Annotated in this window: 20 protein-coding genes; 2 read left to right on the top strand and 18 right to left on the bottom strand. The window is 37.6% G+C overall.

What is annotated here, in order from left to right; genetic code table 11:
- Window positions 1-14: 14 nt before the first annotated feature.
- The 5 genes from IGL30_RS02650 to IGL30_RS02630 all read right to left on the bottom strand — a co-directional run bounded on the left by IGL30_RS02650 (window position 15) and on the right by IGL30_RS02630 (window position 5,838).
- Window positions 15-1,313 (bottom strand): MBL fold metallo-hydrolase, encoded by a 1,299-nt coding sequence (locus IGL30_RS02650; protein WP_081127816.1) that lies wholly within the window; start codon window positions 1,311-1,313, stop codon window positions 15-17.
- The gene (locus IGL30_RS02645; protein WP_088744983.1) at window positions 1,297-2,115 is read right to left on the bottom strand and encodes a carbohydrate ABC transporter permease; all 819 of its coding nucleotides are present in this window, start codon (window positions 2,113-2,115) and stop codon (window positions 1,297-1,299) included. The genes IGL30_RS02650 and IGL30_RS02645 overlap by 17 nt, the downstream gene beginning before the upstream one ends.
- Window positions 2,112-2,999, bottom strand: coding sequence for a carbohydrate ABC transporter permease (locus tag IGL30_RS02640; RefSeq protein ID WP_010719920.1), 888 nt, complete (start codon window positions 2,997-2,999; stop codon window positions 2,112-2,114). Before IGL30_RS02640 ends, IGL30_RS02645 begins: the two co-directional genes overlap by 4 nt.
- Window positions 2,999-4,075, bottom strand: coding sequence for an ABC transporter ATP-binding protein (locus IGL30_RS02635; RefSeq protein WP_088744984.1), 1,077 nt, complete (start codon window positions 4,073-4,075; stop codon window positions 2,999-3,001). The genes IGL30_RS02640 and IGL30_RS02635 overlap by 1 nt, the downstream gene beginning before the upstream one ends.
- A gap of 365 nt (window positions 4,076-4,440) precedes the next feature.
- Window positions 4,441-5,838, bottom strand: coding sequence for a glycoside hydrolase family 1 protein (locus IGL30_RS02630; RefSeq protein ID WP_088744985.1), 1,398 nt, complete (start codon window positions 5,836-5,838; stop codon window positions 4,441-4,443).
- A gap of 396 nt (window positions 5,839-6,234) precedes the next feature.
- Between IGL30_RS02630 and IGL30_RS02625 the strand changes: the two genes are divergently transcribed.
- Both IGL30_RS02625 and IGL30_RS02620 read left to right on the top strand, forming a co-directional pair.
- The gene (locus IGL30_RS02625) at window positions 6,235-6,660 is read left to right on the top strand and encodes a hypothetical protein (protein ID WP_010719923.1); all 426 of its coding nucleotides are present in this window, start codon (window positions 6,235-6,237) and stop codon (window positions 6,658-6,660) included.
- Window positions 6,661-6,910: 250 nt separating this feature from the next.
- On the top strand, window positions 6,911-7,093 hold the full coding sequence (locus IGL30_RS02620) for a hypothetical protein (RefSeq protein WP_010719924.1): 183 nt from the start codon (window positions 6,911-6,913) through the stop codon (window positions 7,091-7,093).
- Between the two features lie 309 nt (window positions 7,094-7,402).
- Here the strand turns inward: IGL30_RS02620 and IGL30_RS02615 are convergent, their stop codons facing one another.
- The 13 genes from IGL30_RS02615 to IGL30_RS02555 all read right to left on the bottom strand — a co-directional run bounded on the left by IGL30_RS02615 (window position 7,403) and on the right by IGL30_RS02555 (window position 22,658).
- The gene (locus IGL30_RS02615; RefSeq protein WP_010719925.1) at window positions 7,403-8,107 is read right to left on the bottom strand and encodes a deoxynucleoside kinase; all 705 of its coding nucleotides are present in this window, start codon (window positions 8,105-8,107) and stop codon (window positions 7,403-7,405) included.
- Window positions 8,108-8,129: 22 nt separating this feature from the next.
- Complete coding sequence (locus tag IGL30_RS02610; RefSeq protein ID WP_010719926.1) at window positions 8,130-8,570, bottom strand: nucleoside 2-deoxyribosyltransferase; 441 nt, start codon at window positions 8,568-8,570, stop codon at window positions 8,130-8,132.
- The gene (locus IGL30_RS02605) at window positions 8,570-9,145 is read right to left on the bottom strand and encodes a TIGR00730 family Rossman fold protein (protein ID WP_010719927.1); all 576 of its coding nucleotides are present in this window, start codon (window positions 9,143-9,145) and stop codon (window positions 8,570-8,572) included. The genes IGL30_RS02610 and IGL30_RS02605 overlap by 1 nt, the downstream gene beginning before the upstream one ends.
- A 1,321-nt stretch (window positions 9,146-10,466) precedes the next feature.
- Window positions 10,467-11,471 (bottom strand): sugar kinase, encoded by a 1,005-nt coding sequence (locus IGL30_RS02600; protein ID WP_088745033.1) that lies wholly within the window; start codon window positions 11,469-11,471, stop codon window positions 10,467-10,469.
- Window positions 11,472-11,490: 19 nt separating this feature from the next.
- Entirely contained in the window at window positions 11,491-12,231 is a 741-nt protein-coding gene (gene dagF, locus IGL30_RS02595; protein ID WP_088744986.1) for a 2-dehydro-3-deoxy-phosphogluconate aldolase, read from the bottom strand.
- Window positions 12,232-12,251: 20 nt separating this feature from the next.
- A complete protein-coding gene (locus IGL30_RS02590; protein ID WP_088744987.1) occupies window positions 12,252-13,358 on the bottom strand; it encodes a DgaE family pyridoxal phosphate-dependent ammonia lyase in 1,107 nt (368 codons plus the stop codon).
- Entirely contained in the window at window positions 13,342-14,454 is a 1,113-nt protein-coding gene (locus tag IGL30_RS02585) for an amidohydrolase/deacetylase family metallohydrolase (protein WP_123875043.1), read from the bottom strand. The genes IGL30_RS02590 and IGL30_RS02585 overlap by 17 nt, the downstream gene beginning before the upstream one ends.
- A gap of 8 nt (window positions 14,455-14,462) precedes the next feature.
- Window positions 14,463-15,551, bottom strand: a complete 1,089-nt coding sequence (locus tag IGL30_RS02580) for a DUF871 domain-containing protein (RefSeq protein WP_123875044.1) — start codon at window positions 15,549-15,551, stop codon at window positions 14,463-14,465.
- A 21-nt stretch (window positions 15,552-15,572) separates the two neighbouring features.
- The gene (locus IGL30_RS02575; RefSeq protein WP_088744988.1) at window positions 15,573-16,907 is read right to left on the bottom strand and encodes a PTS sugar transporter subunit IIC; all 1,335 of its coding nucleotides are present in this window, start codon (window positions 16,905-16,907) and stop codon (window positions 15,573-15,575) included.
- Window positions 16,908-17,298: 391 nt separating this feature from the next.
- Window positions 17,299-18,000, bottom strand: coding sequence for a GntR family transcriptional regulator (locus IGL30_RS02570; protein WP_088744989.1), 702 nt, complete (start codon window positions 17,998-18,000; stop codon window positions 17,299-17,301).
- A gap of 234 nt (window positions 18,001-18,234) precedes the next feature.
- Entirely contained in the window at window positions 18,235-18,996 is a 762-nt protein-coding gene (locus IGL30_RS02565) for a formate/nitrite transporter family protein (protein WP_010719935.1), read from the bottom strand.
- Between the two features lie 336 nt (window positions 18,997-19,332).
- On the bottom strand, window positions 19,333-20,775 hold the full coding sequence (locus tag IGL30_RS02560) for a glycoside hydrolase family 1 protein (RefSeq protein ID WP_034699721.1): 1,443 nt from the start codon (window positions 20,773-20,775) through the stop codon (window positions 19,333-19,335).
- 14 nt (window positions 20,776-20,789) lie between these two features.
- Window positions 20,790-22,658, bottom strand: a complete 1,869-nt coding sequence (locus IGL30_RS02555) for a beta-glucoside-specific PTS transporter subunit IIABC (RefSeq protein ID WP_088744991.1) — start codon at window positions 22,656-22,658, stop codon at window positions 20,790-20,792.
- Window positions 22,659-22,778: the final 120 nt, after the last annotated feature.

Here is a 22,778-nt window from a genome sequence, read left to right as displayed (position 1 = left end):
CTCTCCCTTTTCTCTTATAAAATAATTTGTTCGCCACGTTTTGGCAAAATTCTTTCTCCATAAGGATTGACTAATTTCTCGGGTTTTAACGTATGGATCGGCACTAACACTTTTGGTTGTATCTTGTCGATGATTTCAGCTAAATCAGCTGGAAATGCGTGTCCAGACAGCGATAATCGAACAAATTCAACTTGCTTTTCAGCTAAAATCTTTAAAAAGACAGCATATTGTGGATCAAAATCTCCCAATGGTTGGGCATCACTATGAATGTATAAACCTCCTCCTTGCAAGTTTTCTATATTATCAACGACTTGCCAAACAAAAGTTGTTTCATCGTTGCGTAAAACTTCGTAGGGATATTCTAATTCTGACTGAAGAATCGGAATGACTGGACTATCCGTTAAATAGTAATAGGGCACATCCATTCCTAGAACTTCTTTCATTAATGCAGCCATATTCGCTTCTAAAACCATCGTTCGCGGGGATTGTTTCACCAGCATTTCAAAGCGTTTAAGGTTTGCTGGGTACCCATTGAAAGTAATTTGACGATTAGGATATTGATCGACCAGTTCACAAAAGCGCTGAACTAGCTCTTCTTCCGTAGCAATTGGCGTTTGTTCGCTTATTTCTCGGTCAGGAAAACTGATGCTGACACCTTCCATCATCAATAAGTCAGTCTGAAATGATTTTTGACAAAACGTTTCTGTCATTTGCCGGTCATATCCATGAAGACGCAAGTCACCAGTGTAAGTCAAGAATCGGTCAGGCGTTTTGATTAGTAAAGCAGCTGCACCATACGCATCATGATCGACTGGTAGTATCTCCACACTGATTTCTCCGATCTGGACAGTTTCATAAGGAGATAATCCATTCATTTCGCGTACAAACCCTTCTTTTTCAAAAGGAGAAGGAATCAAGAAATCGTTGTTTCGATGAAGGGAATGTAAGATTTGCTTCGTTTCATTTAAAGTGTATAAAGGAATTGCTGGATCAAGATAATTGATCATTTTTGAATGATCCAAATGAGCGTGAGATAAGAAAACGGCTGTATGCTGATACGGCTCTCTTTCTCCTGCTTGTATGTGCTGTACTTGATCAAACAGCCTTGGATCATATAATCCATTCAAGTCAGGAATCAATCGATGTTCAAGCAATGTATTTAAAGATTCATCAGCTAAGTCTAATTCTGGACGGTACTCTGTGCCAAAATCAAAAAAGATGTGTGAATCGCGGTAGGCAACTTCAATGATCGTTCCACCGATCGTTAAGATTCCGCTATGGAAAGTAATCACTGTTTTATCCTTTGATTCCATTTTTCGCCACTCCTCGTATAATTTCTTTTCTAAAAATCAAATAAATAATCAAAATCGGGATAACTGTTAACGTCGCCGCCGCCATTTGTAAATGAACGTCACTCCCACTTTCAGAGGTAAAAGCAGCTAAACCATTATTTAACAGGCGGAATTTTTTCTCGTTCGTCACAAGCAATGGCCATAAAAATGAATTCCAACTTGAAATAAACGTCAAGATACCCACCGTGACTAATGCTGGTTTAGACATCGGCACTAAAATTTTCCAAATATACTCTAGATCACTGGCACCATCGATTTTAGCTGCTTTATAAAAGGTACTGGAAATACTCTTTAAATACCCGTTCAAATAATAAATATAAAAAATACTGGTCAAGAAAGGAATGATCAATGCACTATAGCTGTTTAGTAATCCCATTCGTGAAATCGTATTGTAATTCGTAAAAATAATGGACTCATAAGGAACCATTAGTAATGAGATCATGATCCCGATAATCAATTTTTTAAAACGAAATTCCAGACTTGTTAACACAAAAGCCGCTAAAACAGATGTGATGACTGTAGCGATCGTAGTTACTAACGAAACAAAGACGGTATTGAAGAAATAACGTAAAAATGGTGCTTTTTCAAATACCTCCGTATAATTTCCCCATTGAAATGATGTTGGCAGTATGGTTGGCGGAATACTCGTTGCCTCACTATATGTCATCAACCCAGCTAAAATCATATAAATAAATGGAAAAATCGTTACGATCCCTAAAATTCCGATAAATAGCAATGAGAGTCCTGTAACAACTTTTTTCATCCTCTTCTCCCTACTTTCTTCAACAATTTATTTTGAATAAATGTGATCAGTAAAATGACGAGGAACAAAATGACCGTCGCCGCCATAGCGATCCCTGGTCGACCAGCGATGTGGAATTTATCGTAAATATAAAAGACCGCTGTCGTAGCACTTTTGGCGATCCCTGGCTGCCCACCAAACAAAGCATAGACTTGAGTATAGACTTTAAACGCTCCGATGATATTGACAGTCAACAAGAAGGTGATCGTTGGGATCAATTGAGGAAACGTGATCCGACTAAAAATCTCCCAAGCATCTGCTCCAAACATTCGAGCGATTTTATAATGCTCTTCGTCAATATTTCTTAAACCAGCCAATAAGATAATGATATTGAATGCGAGACTGGTCCAAACCCCAAAGATGATCAACGTTGTCATACTCATCGAAACATTATCTAACCAATTGATTGATTCAAATCCTAAAAAATTCAGCAAATAATTAATGAGCCCATAGGACCCGTTGAAAAAATAGCGAAAGACGATCCCGATAGCAATCGTACTTGTCACATAAGGCATGAAAAAAATCGTTTCAAAAAAAGTCTTATGTTTCACTTTTTCAAAGATCACCCAAGCGATTCCCAGTGAAAGGAGCAATGAAATAGGAACAACTGTAAAAGCAAACAATGCGGTGTTTCTTAATGCTTTGATAAAGACTGGGTCTGACAACACACGCTGATAATTCTCAATTCCTGCAAATTGTTGATTGATTAAGGAGCCTTTTTGAAAGCTCATCGCTAGTGAACGGAACAACGGATAGATACTGAACAAAACAATAATGACCAATGATGGCAGTAAGAAGAACCAAGCTTTCGGTTGATTTTCTGGATCATATGCTTTTTTGAACATTAGTACACCCGCTCCCCTTGGTCATCGAAAAGAAACATTTTATGGTACTGGAAATCAAAAGAGAGTACCGTATCTTCTTCGATGAGCTTTTCAATACTAACGATCGATTTCAGACGTTTCGCAGCGAGCGAAAAATTCAAAATCTGTTCACGTCCGATCAATTCAACTCCAGAAACTTGTACTTCGAACAATCCGTTAGTCGTTGGAAAAACGTCTTCTGGTCGAATCCCTAAGATATATTTTCCATCCACTAATGTTTTTCTTAATTGAGCGGATTCCAGTTTCGTCAGAGGAATTTGAAAATCCGTATGGCTGATTTTCCCTTCACGAACATTGACCTCGACCGGTAACGTATTGATGATCGGGTTACCGATAAAATTGGCAACAAACAGGTTAGCCGGGTCTAAGTATAAATTCTGCGGAATATCATTTTGTTGAATCACACCTTCATTCAGTAAAATGATTTTGTCACTAATCGAAAGTGCTTCTTCTTGATCATGCGTCACAAAAATCGTAGTGATTCCAACTTCTTTTACCAAACGACGGATTTCTTCTCGTATCTTTAATCGCAAGCGTGCATCCAAATTACTTAAGGGCTCGTCTAATAATAAAACTTCTGGTTTCTGGACTAAGGCTCGTGTAATAGCCACACGTTGTTGTTGTCCACCTGATAAAGTCCCTGGTTTTTTATCTTGGAGTTCTTCGATATTCGTTAGTTTCATATATTCCTGTGATATTTTTTTAGCTTCCGCTTTTTTGATTTTATTTTCGCCAACCGTCAATGGAAACATAATATTCTCAACCACAGTCATATGCGGGTATAAAGCATAATTTTGAAATACAAAACCAATATTCCGATCTTTCGGTTCCGTTCGTACCACCGACTCTCCACTAAAACGAATGTCCCCATGACTAGGGCTTAATAACCCCGCAATCAAATTCAAAATCGTTGATTTTCCACAACCACTAGGGCCAAGCAAACAAACCAAATCCCCTTTTTCGATTTGAAAATCAACAGACTTCAGTGCTTCAAACCCATTATCGAATACTTTCTTCAGATTGATAACCTCAATCATTTTTCATAGCCCCTCACGTAATAAAATTTCTTTTTACAGGTGTTAATAATTTCTACCTTATAATCAATGCTAACGCTTCTATGTGTAGATTGATTTAATTCTGTGTAAATATCTTGAAAAGAAAACCATCTGCTCACACTTCCTCCAAAAAAGATAACGTTCGTATTTTAATCATATAGAAACGGTTACAATTGATAAAAACTAAAAAAAACACTTAAAAAGCATACTTACTTTATAAAGATATCAAATAACATTCTTTATTTATATACATTCAAAAGCGTTTTCATTGTATTCTAATTTTTCAAACAAACAAAAATATTCCTCTTGACCGTTTATTAAACGGATCAAGAGGAACGTTGACTTTTTTATATTGTAAATTGGTTGGTATCAGATAGTTTTTTAAACCAGTGACCAGATTTTTTGATCGTCCGTTTACCATCATTCGCTAAATCAACGGAAATAAATCCATAACGATTTTTGTAAGCATTGGTCCACGACCAGTTATCCATACACGTCCACATATGATACCCCAAGCAATTAGCACCTTCTTCGATTGCTTGGTGAACATATTTTAGATGTTCTTGGACAAATTCAATGCGATAATCATCGTGGATCATCCCATCTTCTTCGATAAAACGTGCTTCATTTTCAACACCCATACCGTTTTCAGAAATGAAACAGTCAATATTACCATAATGGTCTCGAACATTGATTAAGATATCATAAATTCCCTTTTCATAAATTTCCCAACCACGATAAGGATTCATTTTACGATTTGGCATTTCATAATTATCAAAATAATCTTCTGGCATTGGTCCATTTTCATGATCAATCGGGGTTTCTTTCGCTTTGACTCTTCTTGGTTGGTAATAATTGATCCCTAATAAGTCAATGGTATTTTCTTTAATGATCGCTAAGTCATCTTCTTGCATCGCTGGTACCATGTCTAATTCTTTCACAATGGCGATCAATTCTGGTGGGAACTCACCTTTAACTGCTGGATCAAGAAACGAACGATTAAAAAAGGCATCAGCTAATTGAGCTGCTTTGACATCTTCTGGGTTGTTTTCATCCCGAGGATAGCTTGGTGTTAGATTCAAAATGATTCCGATTGAGCCATCTAATGCCATGGAATGATACGCTTTGACGGCTAATGCAGAAGCCAGCGCTTCATGATAGCCTACTTGGATCGCCTTTTTCATATCGGACTCTTCCGGGTAATGCCAACGGTAAAGATACCCAGCTTCAACTGGCACGATTGGTTCATTATGGGTAAACCATTTTTTGATTTTCGTCCCAAATAATTCAAAACAAATCTTAGCATACCTTTCATACGCTTCAACCGTTTCCCGATTGAGCCATCCGCCTTTTTCTTGCAAAGGCATCGGCATATCAAAATGATATAAATTCACAAATGGTTCAATGCCATTAGCGATCAATTCATCGAAATACGCATGGTAAAAATCAACAGCTTGTTGATTCACTTCGCCAGTCCCTTCAGGAATCAGGCGACTCCATTGGATCGAAGTACGAAAACTATTGTGTCCAGTTTGTTTCATTAATTGAACGTCTTCTTTATACTTCGTGTACACTTGTGATGTCTTTTCAGGACCTACTTGATCAAAGAACTTTTCTGGTTCTTGGCTAAACCAATAATCAAAAATATTCTCTCCTTTACCATCGCCAGCAACACGACCTTCTGTTTGCGGGCCACTTGCGGCTGATCCCCACCAAAAATTACTTGGAAATTGATAATTTGTCATCCACTCACACCTTCTATTAAAGAGTTCAGTTTATTTGCTAAATAATACTTGTTCCCTACTCAATATAGCAAACGCTTACGCCAGTTACAAGTTAATTTAGCAAACGTTTTATTTAGTTGAAACGACTCGTACACCCCTACTTCATTTGCTGTACTGAGCAAACCAGTCCTTTTGAAGGGGAGTTGACATCTGTAAAGAAATGAGATTGAATAGAAGAGACATAAACACCTTTTTTAAATGGAATAGACAAAAGCTAGTATTCCTAAATCTTATAATAGAAGCTATACTAATTTATTAGTCACAGTAAACGCAACGACAGAAACCCAGCCAACTTGGTTGACTAGCGGATTCACACCGTTTGTAGTTAAAGCTGTATCATACAATGGAGGAAATATTTTGAAGAAATTAGTCATCATGGTTCTTTCGCTTGTCAGCTGTTTTACTTTATCAGGATGCAGCCTATTCGGTGGATCTGGTAACTCAGCAGACCAAACGACAGATTCATCGACTCTACAAGCTGAAAAAGAGGATATCAGTAACAGTAACTATTCATTAAAAGTCCGCAAAGACATGAATTTAGTCAGTGGGCAAATCATTTTTAGCGATCATAAAATGGAATGGACACGTACCTATACAGGAACTGAAAAAGATACCGCAAGTACTTCTCAAGAAAAAACAGTACTCAATGATATCAAGATCAAGACCGAAGCAGACACTTATACCATCTCTGGTAAAGAAGATGGTAAAGAAGTATCCGTTACCTTCAAAAAGATCGGAAACTACCGAATCGAAGATCAGGACGGAAATATTTATAGTTTGTAAAAGACCTAAAAAGACCGACTTGACCTGATCAGTAAAGGAAAAACTTTTAGAACAGCTTTTATTTTTGAAAAAACTTGCAACTGTTCTGGCTGTTTTCTTGTCACTTCGTACAAAAAAACGAGAGCTGACATGGCTCACTCGCTAGGAATTAACCGGAATTAAGAGAATTTGTTAATTTCTCTTAATTTTTTTGTTTCTGCCATTTCTTTCTGGTATATTGGGTAAGCACAATGTGATAAAGGAGAAAAAAATGAGTATATTTGATAGTCATGATTATTGTACTTGTACAACCAGTAAAAATATTCATACCGAATTTAGTGATCAAGGAAGCTTAAGTATTTGCGATCACTGTCATAAAACTGTAAAAGATTCATTTAAGTCATTTGAATCCTATACGAAAGAAAGACATGCGGATGTTTTAACTGTTAAATAAAGTCTCGGCCTTATTTTGTATAAGTATGGCAGGATACCAATAGGTCAAAAGATTTGAAGATGTCAAAAGACACGTTCAAATCTTTTGATCTATTTTTACTATCTTTTTCACTTAGCCAAAAACAGCTTTTTCCTTGATAAATTGATTACTATCGAACTGTGTTCTTTCGAATCATGTCTTTTCAGGAACCGCTCTATCAAAAACAAGCTAGAAAACCTCCAAATCGTTTCGACTATCTTGGAGGTTTTCCAGCTTGTTTCTTAAAATGAACGATGTCATCATCTTTTTAAAATGGAACATTATGACTGTTTACTGACCCAGTCCTTGTCCTTTTGCATGTTGATTCTCAGTAAAGTATTTCCCTGCCTCTACATCGCTTAATTCTGCTAATTTTTGTTGGATTTGTTCAATGACCTCTTTTGCATGTTCTGGCTTTTCAACAAAATCGAAGCGGTCACCATCGATTTGAATCTTCGGACAAACATCAAAATCTTCATACCATTGATCATAACGTTGATTTAAAGAGCGATAATAGTCATAAAGTGTCTCATCACTTTCCAGCTGTTCATAATCACGACCCCGTTTTTTGATGCGATCCAACATTGTATCCAAGGACACTTTGATATGAACCATCAAGTCTGGACGTTTCTTAGGAGCAACATCGTCTAACTCGTTAAGCATCGTATCCAATAAATTATCATATTGTTGCACTTCAATATCGGTCACTCGACCTAGATCTGCATTTAAATGAAATAGCAGGCTATCTTCATAGATCGAACGGTCTAACACGTTATCATCATCCACTAAAGCATTTTTCATCGCTAAAAATCGTTTATTCAAAAAGAAAATTTGCAATAAAAAAGCATACTGTTCTGGATTTGAATAAAAAAGTGGTAACACTTCATTGTCCTCAACACTTTCATAAAATGGTTTTGAGTCGATTTCTTTCGCAAGCATATCTGTCAAACTGCTTTTTCCTGCACCAATCGTTCCTGAAATTAATATCACTGACATGCAATCCTTCCTCTTTCTATTTCTATAAGTACTCGCCTACGTATTTCGTTACTGGTAATGTTTTAAAATCGTAGTCACGTACTTCGTCAACTGTTTTTAAATAAGTATGCAAACTTTGAGTAATCATCAAATTAGTTGGAACAGTCTCTTCTTGGAAAACAATCATTGGTTTTTTCATCATTGTTGCTGCCCCTAATTCATAAGCTGTCCCTGGATCAATGATTTGATGTTCATAATCTAAAATAGCTACTACGTAATCAGCTGCTGTTAGTTCTGCCATATCTTTTTCATAAACTTCTTGTGCCCAACCTGCACTAAACATTTCATAATTACTTTCTTGATGATGTCTTGGTGAATAAAAACCAGTCACCGTTGGATTTTCTTCCAATGCTTTTTCGATACGAGCAACACGCTCGACTTGCTCCTCTGAAAAGAATGGACCTGCTAAATAAATTTGACTCATTAATTTGCCTCCTCTAATAATAGTTGTGTTTCACTTACTTCTGCGCGTAATAAATCGACTAGTTCTAATGGGTTATTTGAAAAAAAGACGTAATCCAGCCATTTGGCATCCATAAATTCTTCTTTGGCAAACGTTTCTAATAACGTCTTTAAACCTTCATAATATCCTCCGATATCTAAAATACCAATCGGTTTCTTCGCTGTTAAATCAATGGCCATCCAAGATAAAAGTTGAGAAAACTCTTCTAAGGTTCCCAATCCTCCAGGAAAGATCAAAACAGCATCTCCTTGTTCAAATAACAATACTTTTCGTTCGTCGATTGTCTCGGTAGGAATAAAAGTTGTTACATTTGTATTCGGTAACTCAGAATCAAAAAGCCCTGTTGGATAGATACCAGTGACTTTCCCATTGTTTTCTAGTAAAGTCTGACTGAAAACTCCCATGATACCCGATTCTGATCCACCATAAACCAGCTCAATCTCTTCTTGAGCCATATATTTTCCTAACGTTTGGGCAATAAATTTATAGCTTTCTTTATTACCAAAACGGGAGCCACAAAAAACTGTTAGTTTCAAAAAAACACATCCCAACTCAAAAGTCTAACTTCATTTTACACTTGTTTTTTTAAAATAAAAGACTAGATTTTGTGATTTTTTAGTGGTATATAAGAAAACAAACACTATATCTAGTGTTTGTTGGCGAAAACTTTTTTAATCTTTTTTATTTTAAAAAAATATTAAATAACATAAATATTTAAATTTGAAACGACTTTCTTAATTAAGAAAGCTTGCTTTCATCGTGTTCTGACAATAACATTCACTCATTTAACGAGAATCTAGCATCATTCTTTTCTCGCAAAAAATTTGATAAAATAATTGTTATGTTTCATTATCTGTAAATGTTTCGCTAAAAATTTTATGTATATGAACTCCCCAATCAAATGCTTTCTTGAATTGTTCTATTTTCTGATATTCATCACATTTTGACAACCAATAAGAAAGACCAACTTTTTATCTAATAGCAAAAAAATAAGCCAATACTTGAAAGAAAATCTACATTCCTTCAATATATCGGTTTTATCTCATGGTACGACGGCTCACTCAATTATTGTTCTGATCTTGAAAAACGATAGAAACAGCCAAATGCTTTTATTCTAAAACATGTGCTTTTTTTATGTTCCTTGAAAAAGCCAAAACCAACATTGACGCACTTTACTCGCCCAAGTAAACTCTCCCCTATTTGTTGCACTTGCTACCTTCATTTTACTCGTTATCCTCAGGTGTATGTTTTTGGATAAAAAAATGGACTGGACACATCGTATCCAATCCATTTATGGCACAGTAAATAAAACACATGTAGTTCATCTATTTTTCTCATCAAAAAAGGTAGATTTCTCCTTTAAGATTCGATACAATAAACGAAGTTGATGGTTTCCATTGACTATGGCAAACTTGATTGGTCAATGTGGTTGACTTTTTCAAGACCTCTGTTTCTGGCTGCCACTAGAAATGGAGGTGCCTTTTTTTATTTGGCTGTTTCTATCTGTTCCTTATAATACTGATCGCTTACGTGGTAGTCAAGATAAAACGAAAACCTACAAAAAACTGTACTGTTTTTCTCCCAGATTTTTGTCAAAAATATTTCTCCTTCTTTTAGACCCTAAAAACAATAGAGAAAGTTAGCGATCTAAAACGACCGCTACAGTTGCAACTCTATTCAATCATTTCTGGATTTTTACCTTCTGCTTGATAAACTCTTGGCTGATCCGCTATCTACTAAAAACTAACTTTTAATATTAAAATGATGTCAAAAAGTCTCGAAACACTGATTCCCGTTTCAAGACTTTCTTAACGCTCCGATGCATTTTATTTCGTCCATTCATCGCAAGACTATTTCTTAGCGAATCAAATCGACATCTGGCGCATCTAGTAATTGTTGAACCTGTTTTCTAGTTGTGAGCGGAACATCTCCTTGGATTGCGTGAGCCAAACGAGCATTTCCTGTTGCAAACTCGACGGTTCTAGTCATTGACCAGTTTTCCGCATATCCTAATAATATCCCAGCCGCAAAAGCATCCCCTGCACCAATTCGGTCTAAAACAAATAACTCGTAAAAAGGTGTTTCAACGTCTTCTGTAACGGTTATCAAATATCCTTTTAATTGTTTTCTTCCTTCATGGCTGGTTCGTTTCGTACCAGCAAACCATTCGATGTCATAATAAGCTAAAAAGGATTGGATATAGGCGATAGGATTTTTCGTTGAATCGCTTGTTCGCCATTCTAATAATTCCGTCAAATCACGGATCGAGCCAAATAAAATCGTACAATAAGGTAAAATTTCCTCATAGCGTTGTTTCAAGATGTTTCTTTGATCTTGTTCCTGGTTCAATGTTGGCCGAAAGTTGAAATCAAAACATACTTTTTTTCCCTGAGCATGAGCTTTCTTGGCAAGAGAAATCGCTGTTTCGGCACACTGATCAGACAAACTCAAACTGATCCCGCAAATATGCACAAGATCTACTGTTTCAATAAACGACTGTAATTCATAGTCATTTTCTTGAGACAATCCAAAAGAACTATGTTTTCGATTTTGGTAAGTAACTTCAGTAGGACGAACACCATACCCCATTTCTGCGAAATAGGTACCGATATGTTGTTCTTGTTGGATTACATACTTCGTTTCAACACCGATACTTTTTAAGTTAGCTAACGCAGCACTGCCTAAGCGATTATCGGGCAGAGCCGTCAATAGATAACTCTCCATATCAAAATGAGCTAGATTACCAACTAGATTCACACCTGTTCCGGTATATGCCAGTCTTAATGTATGGGTTTGTTCTAGCATCAAGTGTTCTGGAGGTGTCAATCGCAACATCACTTCTCCGAATGCCCCAAATTTCATTTTCTCACCTTTTTTCATCTTAGCTGACAACTTTTTTTATAATTTGTAGTAATGTCCGGACATCCTCTGGCTTCGTATTGCCCGTTTCAGGGTCAATAATCGAGCTGTAGACATGAGGAATAATCTTTTTCACCTTGGCATCGACAGCGATTTGAAGGATCTCTTCAAAGTTGGTTAAATCAATTCCTCCTGTTGGTTCTAATGCAAAATCATAAGTGGCACAAGCTTGCGCTACCGCCTCATACTCTTTTTGATGTGCTAACCCTTTCATTGGAAAATACTTGATTGATGTTCCTCCCATATCTTGCAGTAAGCGAATCGCTGTTTCAATCGTGACTACGCCTGCTGTACCTTGAGAACTTAAAGGACCGGTTGCAATATTGACATACCCTTCTTTACCTGTTGGTGAAACTAATCCATTGACCACTGTTTCATTTTGACCTAACACAGCTCGTGAAGCACCCACTCCAGTAAATACTTGGTTCACATGTTGTGGTTGCAAGACTTTTGCCAAACGAGTCACCATTTGACTCTGATTTGGATCACCTGCTCCCAAGCCAACTGATAGCGCATTATTCGTTGCTGCTTGATACTTTTTCATGTCAGCAATCGCTGCTTCGTCTGTTTCATAGTTTTTTGAAAGCACCCCCAGCAAAATATGTCCTTCAGCTGCTTCATAACACTCCACCGCATTTTCAACAGAATTAGCTAAAACATTCAAACAAACTTGATCGTGTAAATAGTTAGGAATTCGTGACATTTTTTTCTCTCCTTTTTCACTCAAGATAATTTTGTTTCATTCATGATTTCTTGCAGGCGAACAATGATTTTTTTCATTTCTTCTTGATTGACCGAACGTATGTCAAATTCAATGATACCATGATTCGCTTGATAATCTCGTGTATAGACTGCTGGATTTTTTTCTTTTAGTGCCTGAATAACTGAATGTGCAGAACGATCACTGATTTTAACACTCGCTCGATAAATCTCTCGACCAGCTGGATCTTGAACAATAGTTACTGACAAATGATCAATGTGATTCAACTCTTCAACAAATGGTTGTAAACGGTGCTTCATTGACTCACCAGATTCACTGCCATGTTTAAGATAATCGGTGACCGCTTGAGTAAACCCTAAAATATTCTCTTTACCGATTTTCATCGAACGACCGATCCCTTTTGACTGTAATCGCACCCATGGTATATAAGGATTCTTTCCAATCACCATTCCTGCACTTGGACCTTCGATCGCCTTTGCACCCGAATAGATCACTAGGTCCGCTCCTAGTTTAGTGTATTTGAATAAATCCTCTTCTGCTGCTGCATCAACAATCAACGGGATTTCATGTTTTTGAGCAACTGCTACTGCTTCTTCTACTGACAACATACTTTTTTGAACCGTATGGTGACTTTTGACATAAAGAATCGCTGCGGTATTTTCAGTGATACAGCTTTCAAGATGTTCAGAGCTACACATATTGGCATAACCTGCCTCGATCACTTGCCCCCCACCTTGTTGAATCATTAATTCAACGGATGTGCCGTAATCAACATTGTGTCCTTTGGGTAAAATAATTTCCTTTTTCTTGATAGTTGTTGAATAAGGATGATAAACATGAGTTAGACTTCCTTTGCCAATAACCGCTGCCACTGCTTGAACAATACCAGCAGAAGCACAAGAAACGATCTGAACATCCTCAACTGCTAAGAGATTCGCCAGATAAGCACCCGTTTTTTCACTCAGGTCTGACATTTCAAAAAAATGTTCGCCGCCAAAGCGTTGCGCTGCCAAAACAGATTCCGATACTTTGGAAACACCTAAAATCGTCATCCGGCCTGAAGCATTGATCACTTCTTTTAAATTGAATTTATCATAACTTACACTCATAACTCTTTCCCCCAATAACTACGCTAACTGGTTTGATTTGTTGATCGATCACTTGCTGTTGTCCATTCGAGTCAGTAATCATCTTTTCTTGGTCAACAAATTCAAATATTGTAAAATCCGCATCAAAATCTACTTCTATCTGACCTTTCGTTCCTAAATGGAAATTTTCAGCCGGCACACAAGTTACCTTTTCTAATATTTCTGACCAGGAATAGCCGATAAAATGCAATTTTTCCATCGTTGTCGCTAAATCGTAAACGGGGCCGTTCTTTCGATTACGAATATAGATATCCGTGCTAATAGAGTCCGCTTTGATTCCTTGGTCATAGGCTGCTTTTGCCACCTCAAAATTAAAACTGTCGGTGCCATGACCAATATCGAAAATCACCCCTTTGGCTAAGGCATCTTTGACAAACGGTTTAATCTGATGAGTTTCTTTCTCCATAATCCCGTTATCTTTCCCATTAAAACAATGGGTCAAGATATCGCCTTTTTCCAGGAGCTGCAAAATTTCTTCTAAATGTGGTGGGGCAGAGCCAATATGCACCATCAAAGGAATTTGATGATTCTCTTTTTGAATTTTTTTCGCCCATTCCAGCGGTGTCAATCCATTATTCCCAACCACGGTTTTGCTCATTCTGGCTTTGATTCCCACGATAAATTCTGGAAATTCAGTCAATTTTTCTTTGACCAAATTCGCTTGTATCTTGGATAAATCAGCTAATTCATCTTGTTCTACGATGCCCCACTTTGAAATATTCAACAAGGCATACACATTGGTTTTAGTTTTTTTTGCTCGTTCATAAAATTGATGGATATTTTCGGCACCTGTTGTTCCTGCATCGATAACCGTTGTTACCCCTTTACTCACACCAATCTGGTCTGGGTAATCATAATATAAAGTCATTTCCTCAAAACAATGGACATGGTCATCGATCCAGCCAGCAGAAAGATAGTGCCCTGCCTGCAACGTTTGTTCTGTTTTTCCTTTTTCTGGGATACTTGTTGCGATTTTTTGGATTTTTCCATCATTGATCCCAATATCCATTGTTTCGCCAGTTAGTGTACGAGCATTTCTGATCACTAAATCGAACATCACAACGCCTACTTTCCTATAAATTTGAACTTCGACCATGGGTGGATAAAATCTAGTAAGAGATGTTCTTCTGGTACAATTGCACCAACTTTATTTTTCCTTGCATCCCCATGTGGTTCTAAAACAATTTGAAGTTCATTTTTGTATTTGCCAAATGTATCATTTCCAATGACTACATCACCAATTTGAAATTCATTTTCATTGTCATGGGCTTCATTTTTTGCATCTTTATATTTTTTTCGAACTTCAGTGGAACGAATAACCTGTTCAGTGATATCTCCTCGACGAACATGTTGTTCTCCTAATACAATTTGTCGTTCTACTTCATGAGCAGCTGTCTGCCACTCGATCGTAAATACTGTTTGATAGCGATCCATTTCCCCTAACATACGCAGCTCTTCTTCAGATGCGTAGGCATTTCCAATAATGACATCATCGATCAACCCAGTAGCAAACAAATGTTTTGCTGCTACATGGACCGGTAAATGACGGTGCATCTCTAACGTAGTCAACCCATCATTGATATCCCACGGTCCGATTGTTCCCACCTGAGAAGAAACAAAAGCAGCCGTTCGTAACCCTTGTTTTTTAAATCGTTGGCTGCAAGACTCAAAAAATCGGTAAGGTAAGCCTGTTCCTTCTTGAGGATAAAAATTATGACACCCATAGAGAAAGGGTTTATTTGCTTGATGAGACAAAATATTATCCAAATAAGCAACATCATTACTCATATTCAACTCAATCGCTAAATGATAAGGGTTATATGACAGCAAAGCTTCTTTTCCGCCGTCAAATCCTAAATCAAGACGGATTCCATCTGCACCAGTTTCGTGGAAAAAACTTAAGTCGTCATACGAAATGTCCAACTGTTCAAAAATGTTGGGAGCAACATCTAAAATCGTTTCAAATCCCAATTCTTTCGCAAAATGAATCAATTTTTGAAACTTTTGTTTTACGATCAGGGGATCTTCCGTTACTTCTAACATACTCATAAAAATACGGGTAAACCCATAACGTTGTGCTAATTGCAAATATTCCTGGTCTTTGATTGGATCACTATGATCTGGGTAAAGTGAAATCCCTAGTGCACGTTTCATAACCCTAACCTCCATTTTTTATTATGCTTGTTCCTCGGTAACGCCCGTCACCATTGGTGCTTCTTCTTGCGCTTGTTCTTCTGCTTCACGAGCCAGTTGTTGTTTTTCGAATACTTTGAAGAACGGATAATAAATAGCCAATGTGATCAGGAAGTTAGCAATAACTAACACGCCAGCTGCTACGCTCCAGTTTGTACTCATCCAAGCCGCGATTGGCGAAGGAATAGCAAATGGTAACCGAGCCGTCATCATTGGTATGAGACCACTAACCGTTAAGACATATGACAAAGTAGTCGTTACTAACGGTGCAAGAATGAACGGAATCCCTAATACTGGATTCATTACAATCGGTGCCCCGAAGATCATTGGTTCATTGATGTTGAATAGTCCTGGTAAAATCGATAATCGACCTAAACTCTTTAAATATTTTGATTTGGAGAACATGAATAAAACCACTAAAGCCAAGGTTGTTCCTGCGCCACCGATCCACACGTACCACTGTAAAAACTGTTCTGTAAAAATATTCGGCATATTATGAGCATTCGCACCAGCGTTGAAAGCATCAATGTTTTCAGCAATCGAAATATCCCAAAATGGGCGAATCACTGGTCCCATAATGGCTGGGCCATGAATCCCAAGAACCCAGAAAAAACAAATCAAGAAGACTGTTAATAAACCATCAAACAAACTATTCCCTGCAAGTATGCCTTTTAGCGGCATCAATAACTCACTTAAGAACCCATTCAGATCAAAACCAAGCATATGTCGGATCACCCAGAAGAAAATCAAAATCACCGCTCCAGGAATCAATGCAACAAAAGAGTTTGTCACTTCTGGTGGCACCCCATCAGGCATCTTGATTGTAATTTTCTTTTCAATGAAGAAACGATAAATCTCGACAGAAATAATTGCTGTAACAATGGCACCAAATAATGAACCTGATCCTAGATTCGCAATATTGATATAACGTCCTGCTGTGATTCCTTCCAAGTCTTCTAATACCTGTGTCGGTGGTGCTGCCACGATCAGAAAAGACATCAATGCTAATATACCAGCCGTCAAGGAATCAACTTTATAACTTTTTGCTAATGATGAAGCAATCCCAAATGTTGCGTATAATGCCAAAATCCCTATCGTATAACGAAAAGGAATATCCAAAATTTGCCGATAGGGTTCGATCACTGCTGCCACAGATTCAATCGGAATGTTCAGTAAAATCGTAAAAAATGAACCGACGATCGTTAGTGGCATCGTTGCAATAATTCCTTTTCTAATTGCCGTCATGTGCCTCTGTGTTCCAATTCGGTTAGCTACTGGCATAATCTTTTGTTCAATCAATCCTACAAACTTATCCATTGCCGCTCTCTACTTTTATAACATTATAATGTTTATCAAAGTGATCGTACCATATTATGCTAACTTTGTAAACGATTTCTATAAATAGTAAAAATTTTTCTACTCTCTAAGTAAGCTTATCATAAAAATACACAATCCTTCCCCCATCACAAGAAACCACCTGCGAATATCTTGACCCATGTATCTGATGGCTTCTGCGGTAATAACGGCGTGCCTTACAAAATATGAAAAGCTATTTTCTGGCAAGCCTTTAACCTGGAGCTTTTACCTCCTGATAGACGGTGTTTGAACGATTGCTTCTGCGGTAATAACGAGCGTACTTACAAAATATGAAAAGCTATTTTATAAGTACGCTCGTTATTACTTGAAGCAGACCACCTTTTAAACAACCTTATGTTTCATAGTCGATATGATAAGGATGCAGATTGGTCTCGTAAATTGCTTCTGAATATTCGATTGTTTTCCCCAAGTGAGTCTTTGATTGTCGCGTTCTTTTAATCGCGATCTCTGAGGTAGTTTTTAAAATTTCCCGTTCATCCTTTGTTAGAAACACAGCAGAAAAATCATCGGCAAAGGAGTCGATGGCATAACCTTTTTGGGTCAATAATCGATATAAAGACTCTTCATCAAATATTTTGCGTTTGATTTCTAACAAATCACTTGGCAGATAATGCGTAAAGTAAATATAAGGACGGTCGTTTAAGTAGTATAATCGCTTAAAACAGACAGCCGTTGAACCAAAAGAGGCAAATAATGGGTGATCTTTTTTTAAAGTGATTTTCTTTAATTCCAACGTTTCTTTGTGAACTGTATGTTGTGAGTTTTCTAGAATCTGTGTAAAACTTGCCGCTTTTGACAAACGATTGTATGGACGATTACTTACTACCGTCGTCCCTCGTCCGCTTTTCTTTTCGACATATTCATCTGTTGCTAATAATTCAATGGCCTTACGAACCGTGATCTTACTTACTTGAAACATTTCTTCTAATTCATTTTCTGTAGGCAACATGGTGCCGACAGGATACTTTCCTGAAAAGATATCTTCTTTGATCTTGTCTGCAACTTCTAGGTATAGTACACGTGTCCTTTTCATAACTTCACCTTTCGATTTTATTACTAGAATCATAGCACATAAAAAATAAAAAAAGAATATAAACGCCATGGATTAGCTATGTTGGTGGATTGAGACAATCGTTCTTCTTTTTTATCTATAAAATTATAAGTAGGAAGAAATTATTTTATCAGTTACAAAAAACACCAAAGTAAGCAAAACGCAAACTTCGATGTTCTTATTAGTCTTCTAACTTATCGATCAACATGCTTATTTTCAATGATGCTTATAGCTTGCATAGTAAAATCCTGATACGAATATTGCACCGCCGACAATATTACCGATATAAACTGGAATAAAATTCAAGAGAAATTCTGTCCAAGTTGCTTGTCCTTCAAAAATTGCGGCTGGGATCACAAAGCAGTTAGCCACACTATGCTGAAAGCCGATGGCAACAAAAATCATTACGGGGAACCAAATAGTCAATACTTTTCCAGCTGCATCTTTTGCTCCATAGGATAGCCATAATGCTAAGCCGACAAACCAGTTACAACCGATTCCCGAACCAAGCGCTTGCCACCAAGAAGCTTCGATCTTATGATCAGCAATATGGATGACTTGGTCCAAATAAACGCCTGAATGAGTCAAGCCGACAAAGTGTCCAAAGAAATATGCAACAAAAATGGCACCCACGATATTAGCTAACGTGATAATTGTCCAATTTTTAACTAATTGTGAAAAAGTTACTTTTTTATCCATAAAAGCAATTGCAACCGCCATCATATTTCCAGTAATTAATTCCCCGCCACCAAGCAGGATCACCAATAGTCCGATAGGAAACACAGCCGCCCCTACTAAACTAGTTAAACTCGCTAGTGATTCTGGAATCGAAGCTGAAACTCTGATGTAGGCTAAATAACCTAACGAGATCATTGCTCCTCCGATAAAACCTAGAATTAATTTCGCAAGAATTGGCTTTTGGATCTTTTTCGTTCCAAGATGGATACTGATATCCATAATTTCTTCTGGTGTATACATAGATGTTCAAACCCACACTTCCCATATTTTTTCAAAAACAATAGTGATTTATTTCACATTTTCATTTTAGATTATATCATCTTCCATTCCTAATCCCTATGATTATTTTAAAATAACCGATATTTTTTTATCATTCTATGACAGGGCACACAAGTGAGACTTTCCCACATCTCGTGATTTTTTTCTTTAGAACAACGAGAGTAAAATGAATCGCTCGATCAAATAGAAAAAAGACCATTTTCGACAGTGATTTGTCAAAAATGACCTTATTTTCTTTATCAGAAATGAACTATTCTTAATTTCTTAGTAAACAACGGTTCTATCATGAATACAAACTTACAGTTCTTCTCCATTGGTGGCGATGACTTTTTGATACCACTCAAAAGATTTTTTCTTTGAACGATTTTTGGTTCCGTTCCCTTCATCATCCAAATCAACATAGATAAATCCATAACGTTTACTCATCTCACCAGTCGAAGCACTTACCAGATCAATACATCCCCATGGCGTATATCCCATGAGTTCCACACCATCAGCTACCGCTTCTCCCATCGCTTCGATATGACGACGTAAATAATCAATACGGTAATCGTCATTGATGCGCCCGTCTTCTTCTACCTTATCAATTGCGCCTAACCCATTTTCAACAATAAACAATGGTTTTTCGTAACGGTTGTACAACTCGTTTAATGCAATCCGTAAACCTTCTGGATCAATCTGCCATCCCCATTCACTGGCTTCTAAGAACGGATTTTTAACTCCACCTAAAAGATTACCGGCTGAGGCCGCTGCATCTGGGTCCGTTTCGTTGACTGCAGTAGACATATAATAGCTGAAACCGATATAGTCGACTGGATATGCTTGCAACAACTCAAAATCTTCAGTCGTTTGTTCTAATTTGGCACTATCTACGCCATATTTTTCATACGTGCGGTTTGTGTATGCCGGGTATTTGCCCCGTACTTGAACATCTGCACAGAAGAAATTAAATTCTTGGTTCTGGATCAATGTAGCTACTTGATTGATTGGATTAGCATCTATGCTATACGTCGTTGCATAGATAATCATACAACCCACTTGGCTATCCTCTCGTAATTCATGAGCGATTTTTACTGCTTTACTACTTGCTACAAATTGGTTATGCCATGCTTGGAAGATATTTTGATAATCAGCCGCACCATTACTTTTTACTAATCCTTGACTCAAAGCTGGAAAATGAAAAGCTGAATTGATCTCATTGAACGTCATCCAATATTTGACTTTATCGCTGAATCGTTCAAGCACCACTTTAGCAAAGCGTTCGTAAAAATCAATCAGTTCTCGGTTTTTCCACCCGCCATATTTTTTTGCTAGATTTAATGGCATCTCGTAATGGGAAATCGTGATCACAGGTTCAATCCCATATTTCAAACATTCATCAATCACTTCTTCATAAAACGTTAAGCCTTTCTCATTCGGTGTTACTTCGTCTCCTTGAGGGAAAATCCGAGTCCAAGCAATGGAGAAACGATAACATTTAAAGCCCATTTCAGCAAAAAGCGCAATGTCTTCTTTAAACCGATAATAATGATCGATCCCTTGATGGTTAGGATAGGTATATTTATCTGGTTGGATCGTCCAATCAAAGTCTTCACTGCCAATAACTGCAAATCGTTGTTTCCCCCCAGGCATCGCATCAGCAACTGAGAGCCCTTTCCCATCTTGATCGTAAGCACCTTCTAATTGATTGGCAGCTGTAGCGCCACCCCATAAAAAATCTTTTGAAAACTTTGTAGTCATCTGCTATTTCCTCCTTATTTGACAATTGCTAGAAAATCTTCACTAGCAATCAGTTCTTCTTGATTTAATTCCAACACATCAGCAAAATGTTCCGTATTTGTAATAACGATTGGCGTGATCACACTGTATCCAGCGGCTTTAATCGCTTCAATATTAAATCGAACCAATAAATCACCAGCTTTTACTTGATCCCCTTGTTTTACAAAAGTCTCAAACCCTTGTCCTTCAAGCTCAACGGTATCCATACCGATATGCATCAAGATTTCAATTCCATCTTTCGTTGTTAAACCAACCGCATGACCTGTTGGGAAAATGGTCGTGATCTCCCCATCTGCTGGCGCAATCAATTCACCTTTTTCCGGATCAATCGCAAGCCCTTTTCCCATCGCTCCAGAAGAGAAAACTTTATCCGGAACATCAGATAATGGCAGGACTTTCCCGCTTAAAGGACTTTTTAGATTATGTCGAGCAGAACTAATCGTGTCACCTGCTGTTGTTTGTTGATTTGTTTCTAGTTTTTCATCTTGGACGGTTTCATCAAATCCAACGATCAGCGTACCTACGAATGCTAAGACAAATGAAAGAGCTGTCGCAAGGATTGCCATGGTCACATTGGATTCAACTGCTTGGTTCGTACTAATAAACGTTGGGATCGTTAACAAGCTTACTAACCCGCTAGAGAAAGCTTTCACACCAGCAAAACCAATCATTGCGCCTCCGATACCGGCTGACAGACAAGCAACGACAAACGGTTTCTTTAACGGTAAAGTTACCCCATAAACAGTTGGTTCCGTAATGCCAAAAAGTGAGGTAATTGTAGATGAAATACCTAATGAACGAAGCTTAGTATCTTTGGTCCGAATCGCCACTGCTAAGGCTGCACCACCTTGAGCTAAAACGGCTGGTAAAAGCATTGGAACCATGACGTCAAACCCATATTGTTCAATATTCAAGAACATGATCGGTACAAATCCCCAGTGCATCCCAAACATTACGAACACTTGCCATAAACTTCCCATAATCAAGCCCGCAACTAATGGACTAAAGCTGTAAATCGAATTAAATAGACTACCTAACCCATTACCGATAACTGTCCCGATTGGACCTAACAGTAAGAAAGTTAATGGCACCATCACCAATAAAACGATCATTGGTACAAAAATCATTTGTAAAAATTGTGGAATCACTTTTTTCACCAGCGGTTCAAATTTGCTTTGGACCCAAACAGCCAAAATGATCGGAATCACTGAAGATGTGTAACCTGATTGAGCTAACACGATTGGTAATCCAAAGAAATCCACTGCCCCTCCAGCTCCAGCTAGTTGCGTGATTGCTGGATAAACTAACGCCATAGCAATTGCCACAGATAAAAATTGGTTCGTTTTGAATTTTTTGGCTGCAGTAAAAGCTAACATCACTGGTAAAAAGGTAAAGACACCATCTGCGGCTGCAAATAGAACTTGGTAAGCCCCAGTATCCGTAGCCAGCCAACCTAACACCGTTGCCAAAGATAAAAATCCTTTTAAGATCCCTGCAGCTGCCATTGCGCCTAAAAATGGCGTGAAAATACTAGAAATAATATCAATCAAGCGATTCAAAGGATTTTTTGACTGATCCTCTGTTCCTGATTGATCTGTCAGACCTTGCTCATCAACGATTGCTTGGTAAACGTCAGCCACATTACTACCGATAACTACTTGGTACTGACCACCACTTTGTACTACTTGAATCACATCTGGATCCTGTTTTAACTTTTGTGTATCTGCGACCGATTCATCTTTTAATTTGAAACGTAAACGTGTCGCACAATGTACTAAACTATTGACATTCTTTTCACCTCCGACTGCCTCCCATACTCTTTTACCAACTGCTTGATTATCCATCTTATTTTCCTTCTTTCTAGTTGATTTAATCAAATAAAAAACCTAGATTGAAAAAACGGTCACGAAAATTCGTGCCCTATTTTTCAATCTAGGTTTTACCTGCTTTACCAGTAACAATCC

The organism is Enterococcus sp. DIV1089c (assembly GCF_050530965.1).
GTDB lineage: Bacteria > Bacillota > Bacilli > Lactobacillales > Enterococcaceae > Enterococcus_B > Enterococcus_B hirae.
This window is presented reverse-complemented; position numbering and strand designations above follow the sequence as displayed.

What these genes read in the sequence shown, in the direction of transcription:
- IGL30_RS02645 (WP_088744983.1), bottom strand. Translation starts at nt 2,115, where the DNA reads ATGAAAAAAGTTGTTACAGGACTCTCATTGCTATTTATCGGAATTTTA.
- IGL30_RS02570 (WP_088744989.1), bottom strand. Translation starts at nt 18,000, where the DNA reads ATGAAAAGGACACGTGTACTATACCTAGAAGTTGCAGACAAGATCAAA.
- IGL30_RS02600 (WP_088745033.1), bottom strand. Translation starts at nt 11,471, where the DNA reads ATGAAATTTGGGGCATTCGGAGAAGTGATGTTGCGATTGACACCTCCA.
- IGL30_RS02560 (WP_034699721.1), bottom strand. Translation starts at nt 20,775, where the DNA reads ATGACTACAAAGTTTTCAAAAGATTTTTTATGGGGTGGCGCTACAGCT.
- IGL30_RS02575 (WP_088744988.1), bottom strand. Translation starts at nt 16,907, where the DNA reads ATGGATAAGTTTGTAGGATTGATTGAACAAAAGATTATGCCAGTAGCT.
- IGL30_RS02615 (WP_010719925.1), bottom strand. Translation starts at nt 8,107, where the DNA reads ATGTCAGTGATATTAATTTCAGGAACGATTGGTGCAGGAAAAAGCAGT.
- IGL30_RS02590 (WP_088744987.1), bottom strand. Translation starts at nt 13,358, where the DNA reads ATGAGTGTAAGTTATGATAAATTCAATTTAAAAGAAGTGATCAATGCT.
- IGL30_RS02640 (WP_010719920.1), bottom strand. Translation starts at nt 2,999, where the DNA reads ATGTTCAAAAAAGCATATGATCCAGAAAATCAACCGAAAGCTTGGTTC.
- IGL30_RS02630 (WP_088744985.1), bottom strand. Translation starts at nt 5,838, where the DNA reads ATGACAAATTATCAATTTCCAAGTAATTTTTGGTGGGGATCAGCCGCA.
- IGL30_RS02610 (WP_010719926.1), bottom strand. Translation starts at nt 8,570, where the DNA reads ATGAGTCAAATTTATTTAGCAGGTCCATTCTTTTCAGAGGAGCAAGTC.
- IGL30_RS02580 (WP_123875044.1), bottom strand. Translation starts at nt 15,551, where the DNA reads ATGAAACGTGCACTAGGGATTTCACTTTACCCAGATCATAGTGATCCA.
- IGL30_RS02555 (WP_088744991.1), bottom strand. Translation starts at nt 22,658, where the DNA reads ATGGATAATCAAGCAGTTGGTAAAAGAGTATGGGAGGCAGTCGGAGGT.
- dagF (WP_088744986.1), bottom strand. Translation starts at nt 12,231, where the DNA reads ATGTCACGAATTCCTAACTATTTACACGATCAAGTTTGTTTGAATGTT.
- IGL30_RS02585 (WP_123875043.1), bottom strand. Translation starts at nt 14,454, where the DNA reads ATGTTCGATTTAGTGATCAGAAATGCTCGTACACTAACTGGCGAAACA.
- IGL30_RS02650 (WP_081127816.1), bottom strand. Translation starts at nt 1,313, where the DNA reads ATGGAATCAAAGGATAAAACAGTGATTACTTTCCATAGCGGAATCTTA.
- IGL30_RS02565 (WP_010719935.1), bottom strand. Translation starts at nt 18,996, where the DNA reads ATGTATACACCAGAAGAAATTATGGATATCAGTATCCATCTTGGAACG.
- IGL30_RS02635 (WP_088744984.1), bottom strand. Translation starts at nt 4,075, where the DNA reads ATGATTGAGGTTATCAATCTGAAGAAAGTATTCGATAATGGGTTTGAA.
- IGL30_RS02620 (WP_010719924.1), top strand. Translation starts at nt 6,911, where the DNA reads ATGAGTATATTTGATAGTCATGATTATTGTACTTGTACAACCAGTAAA.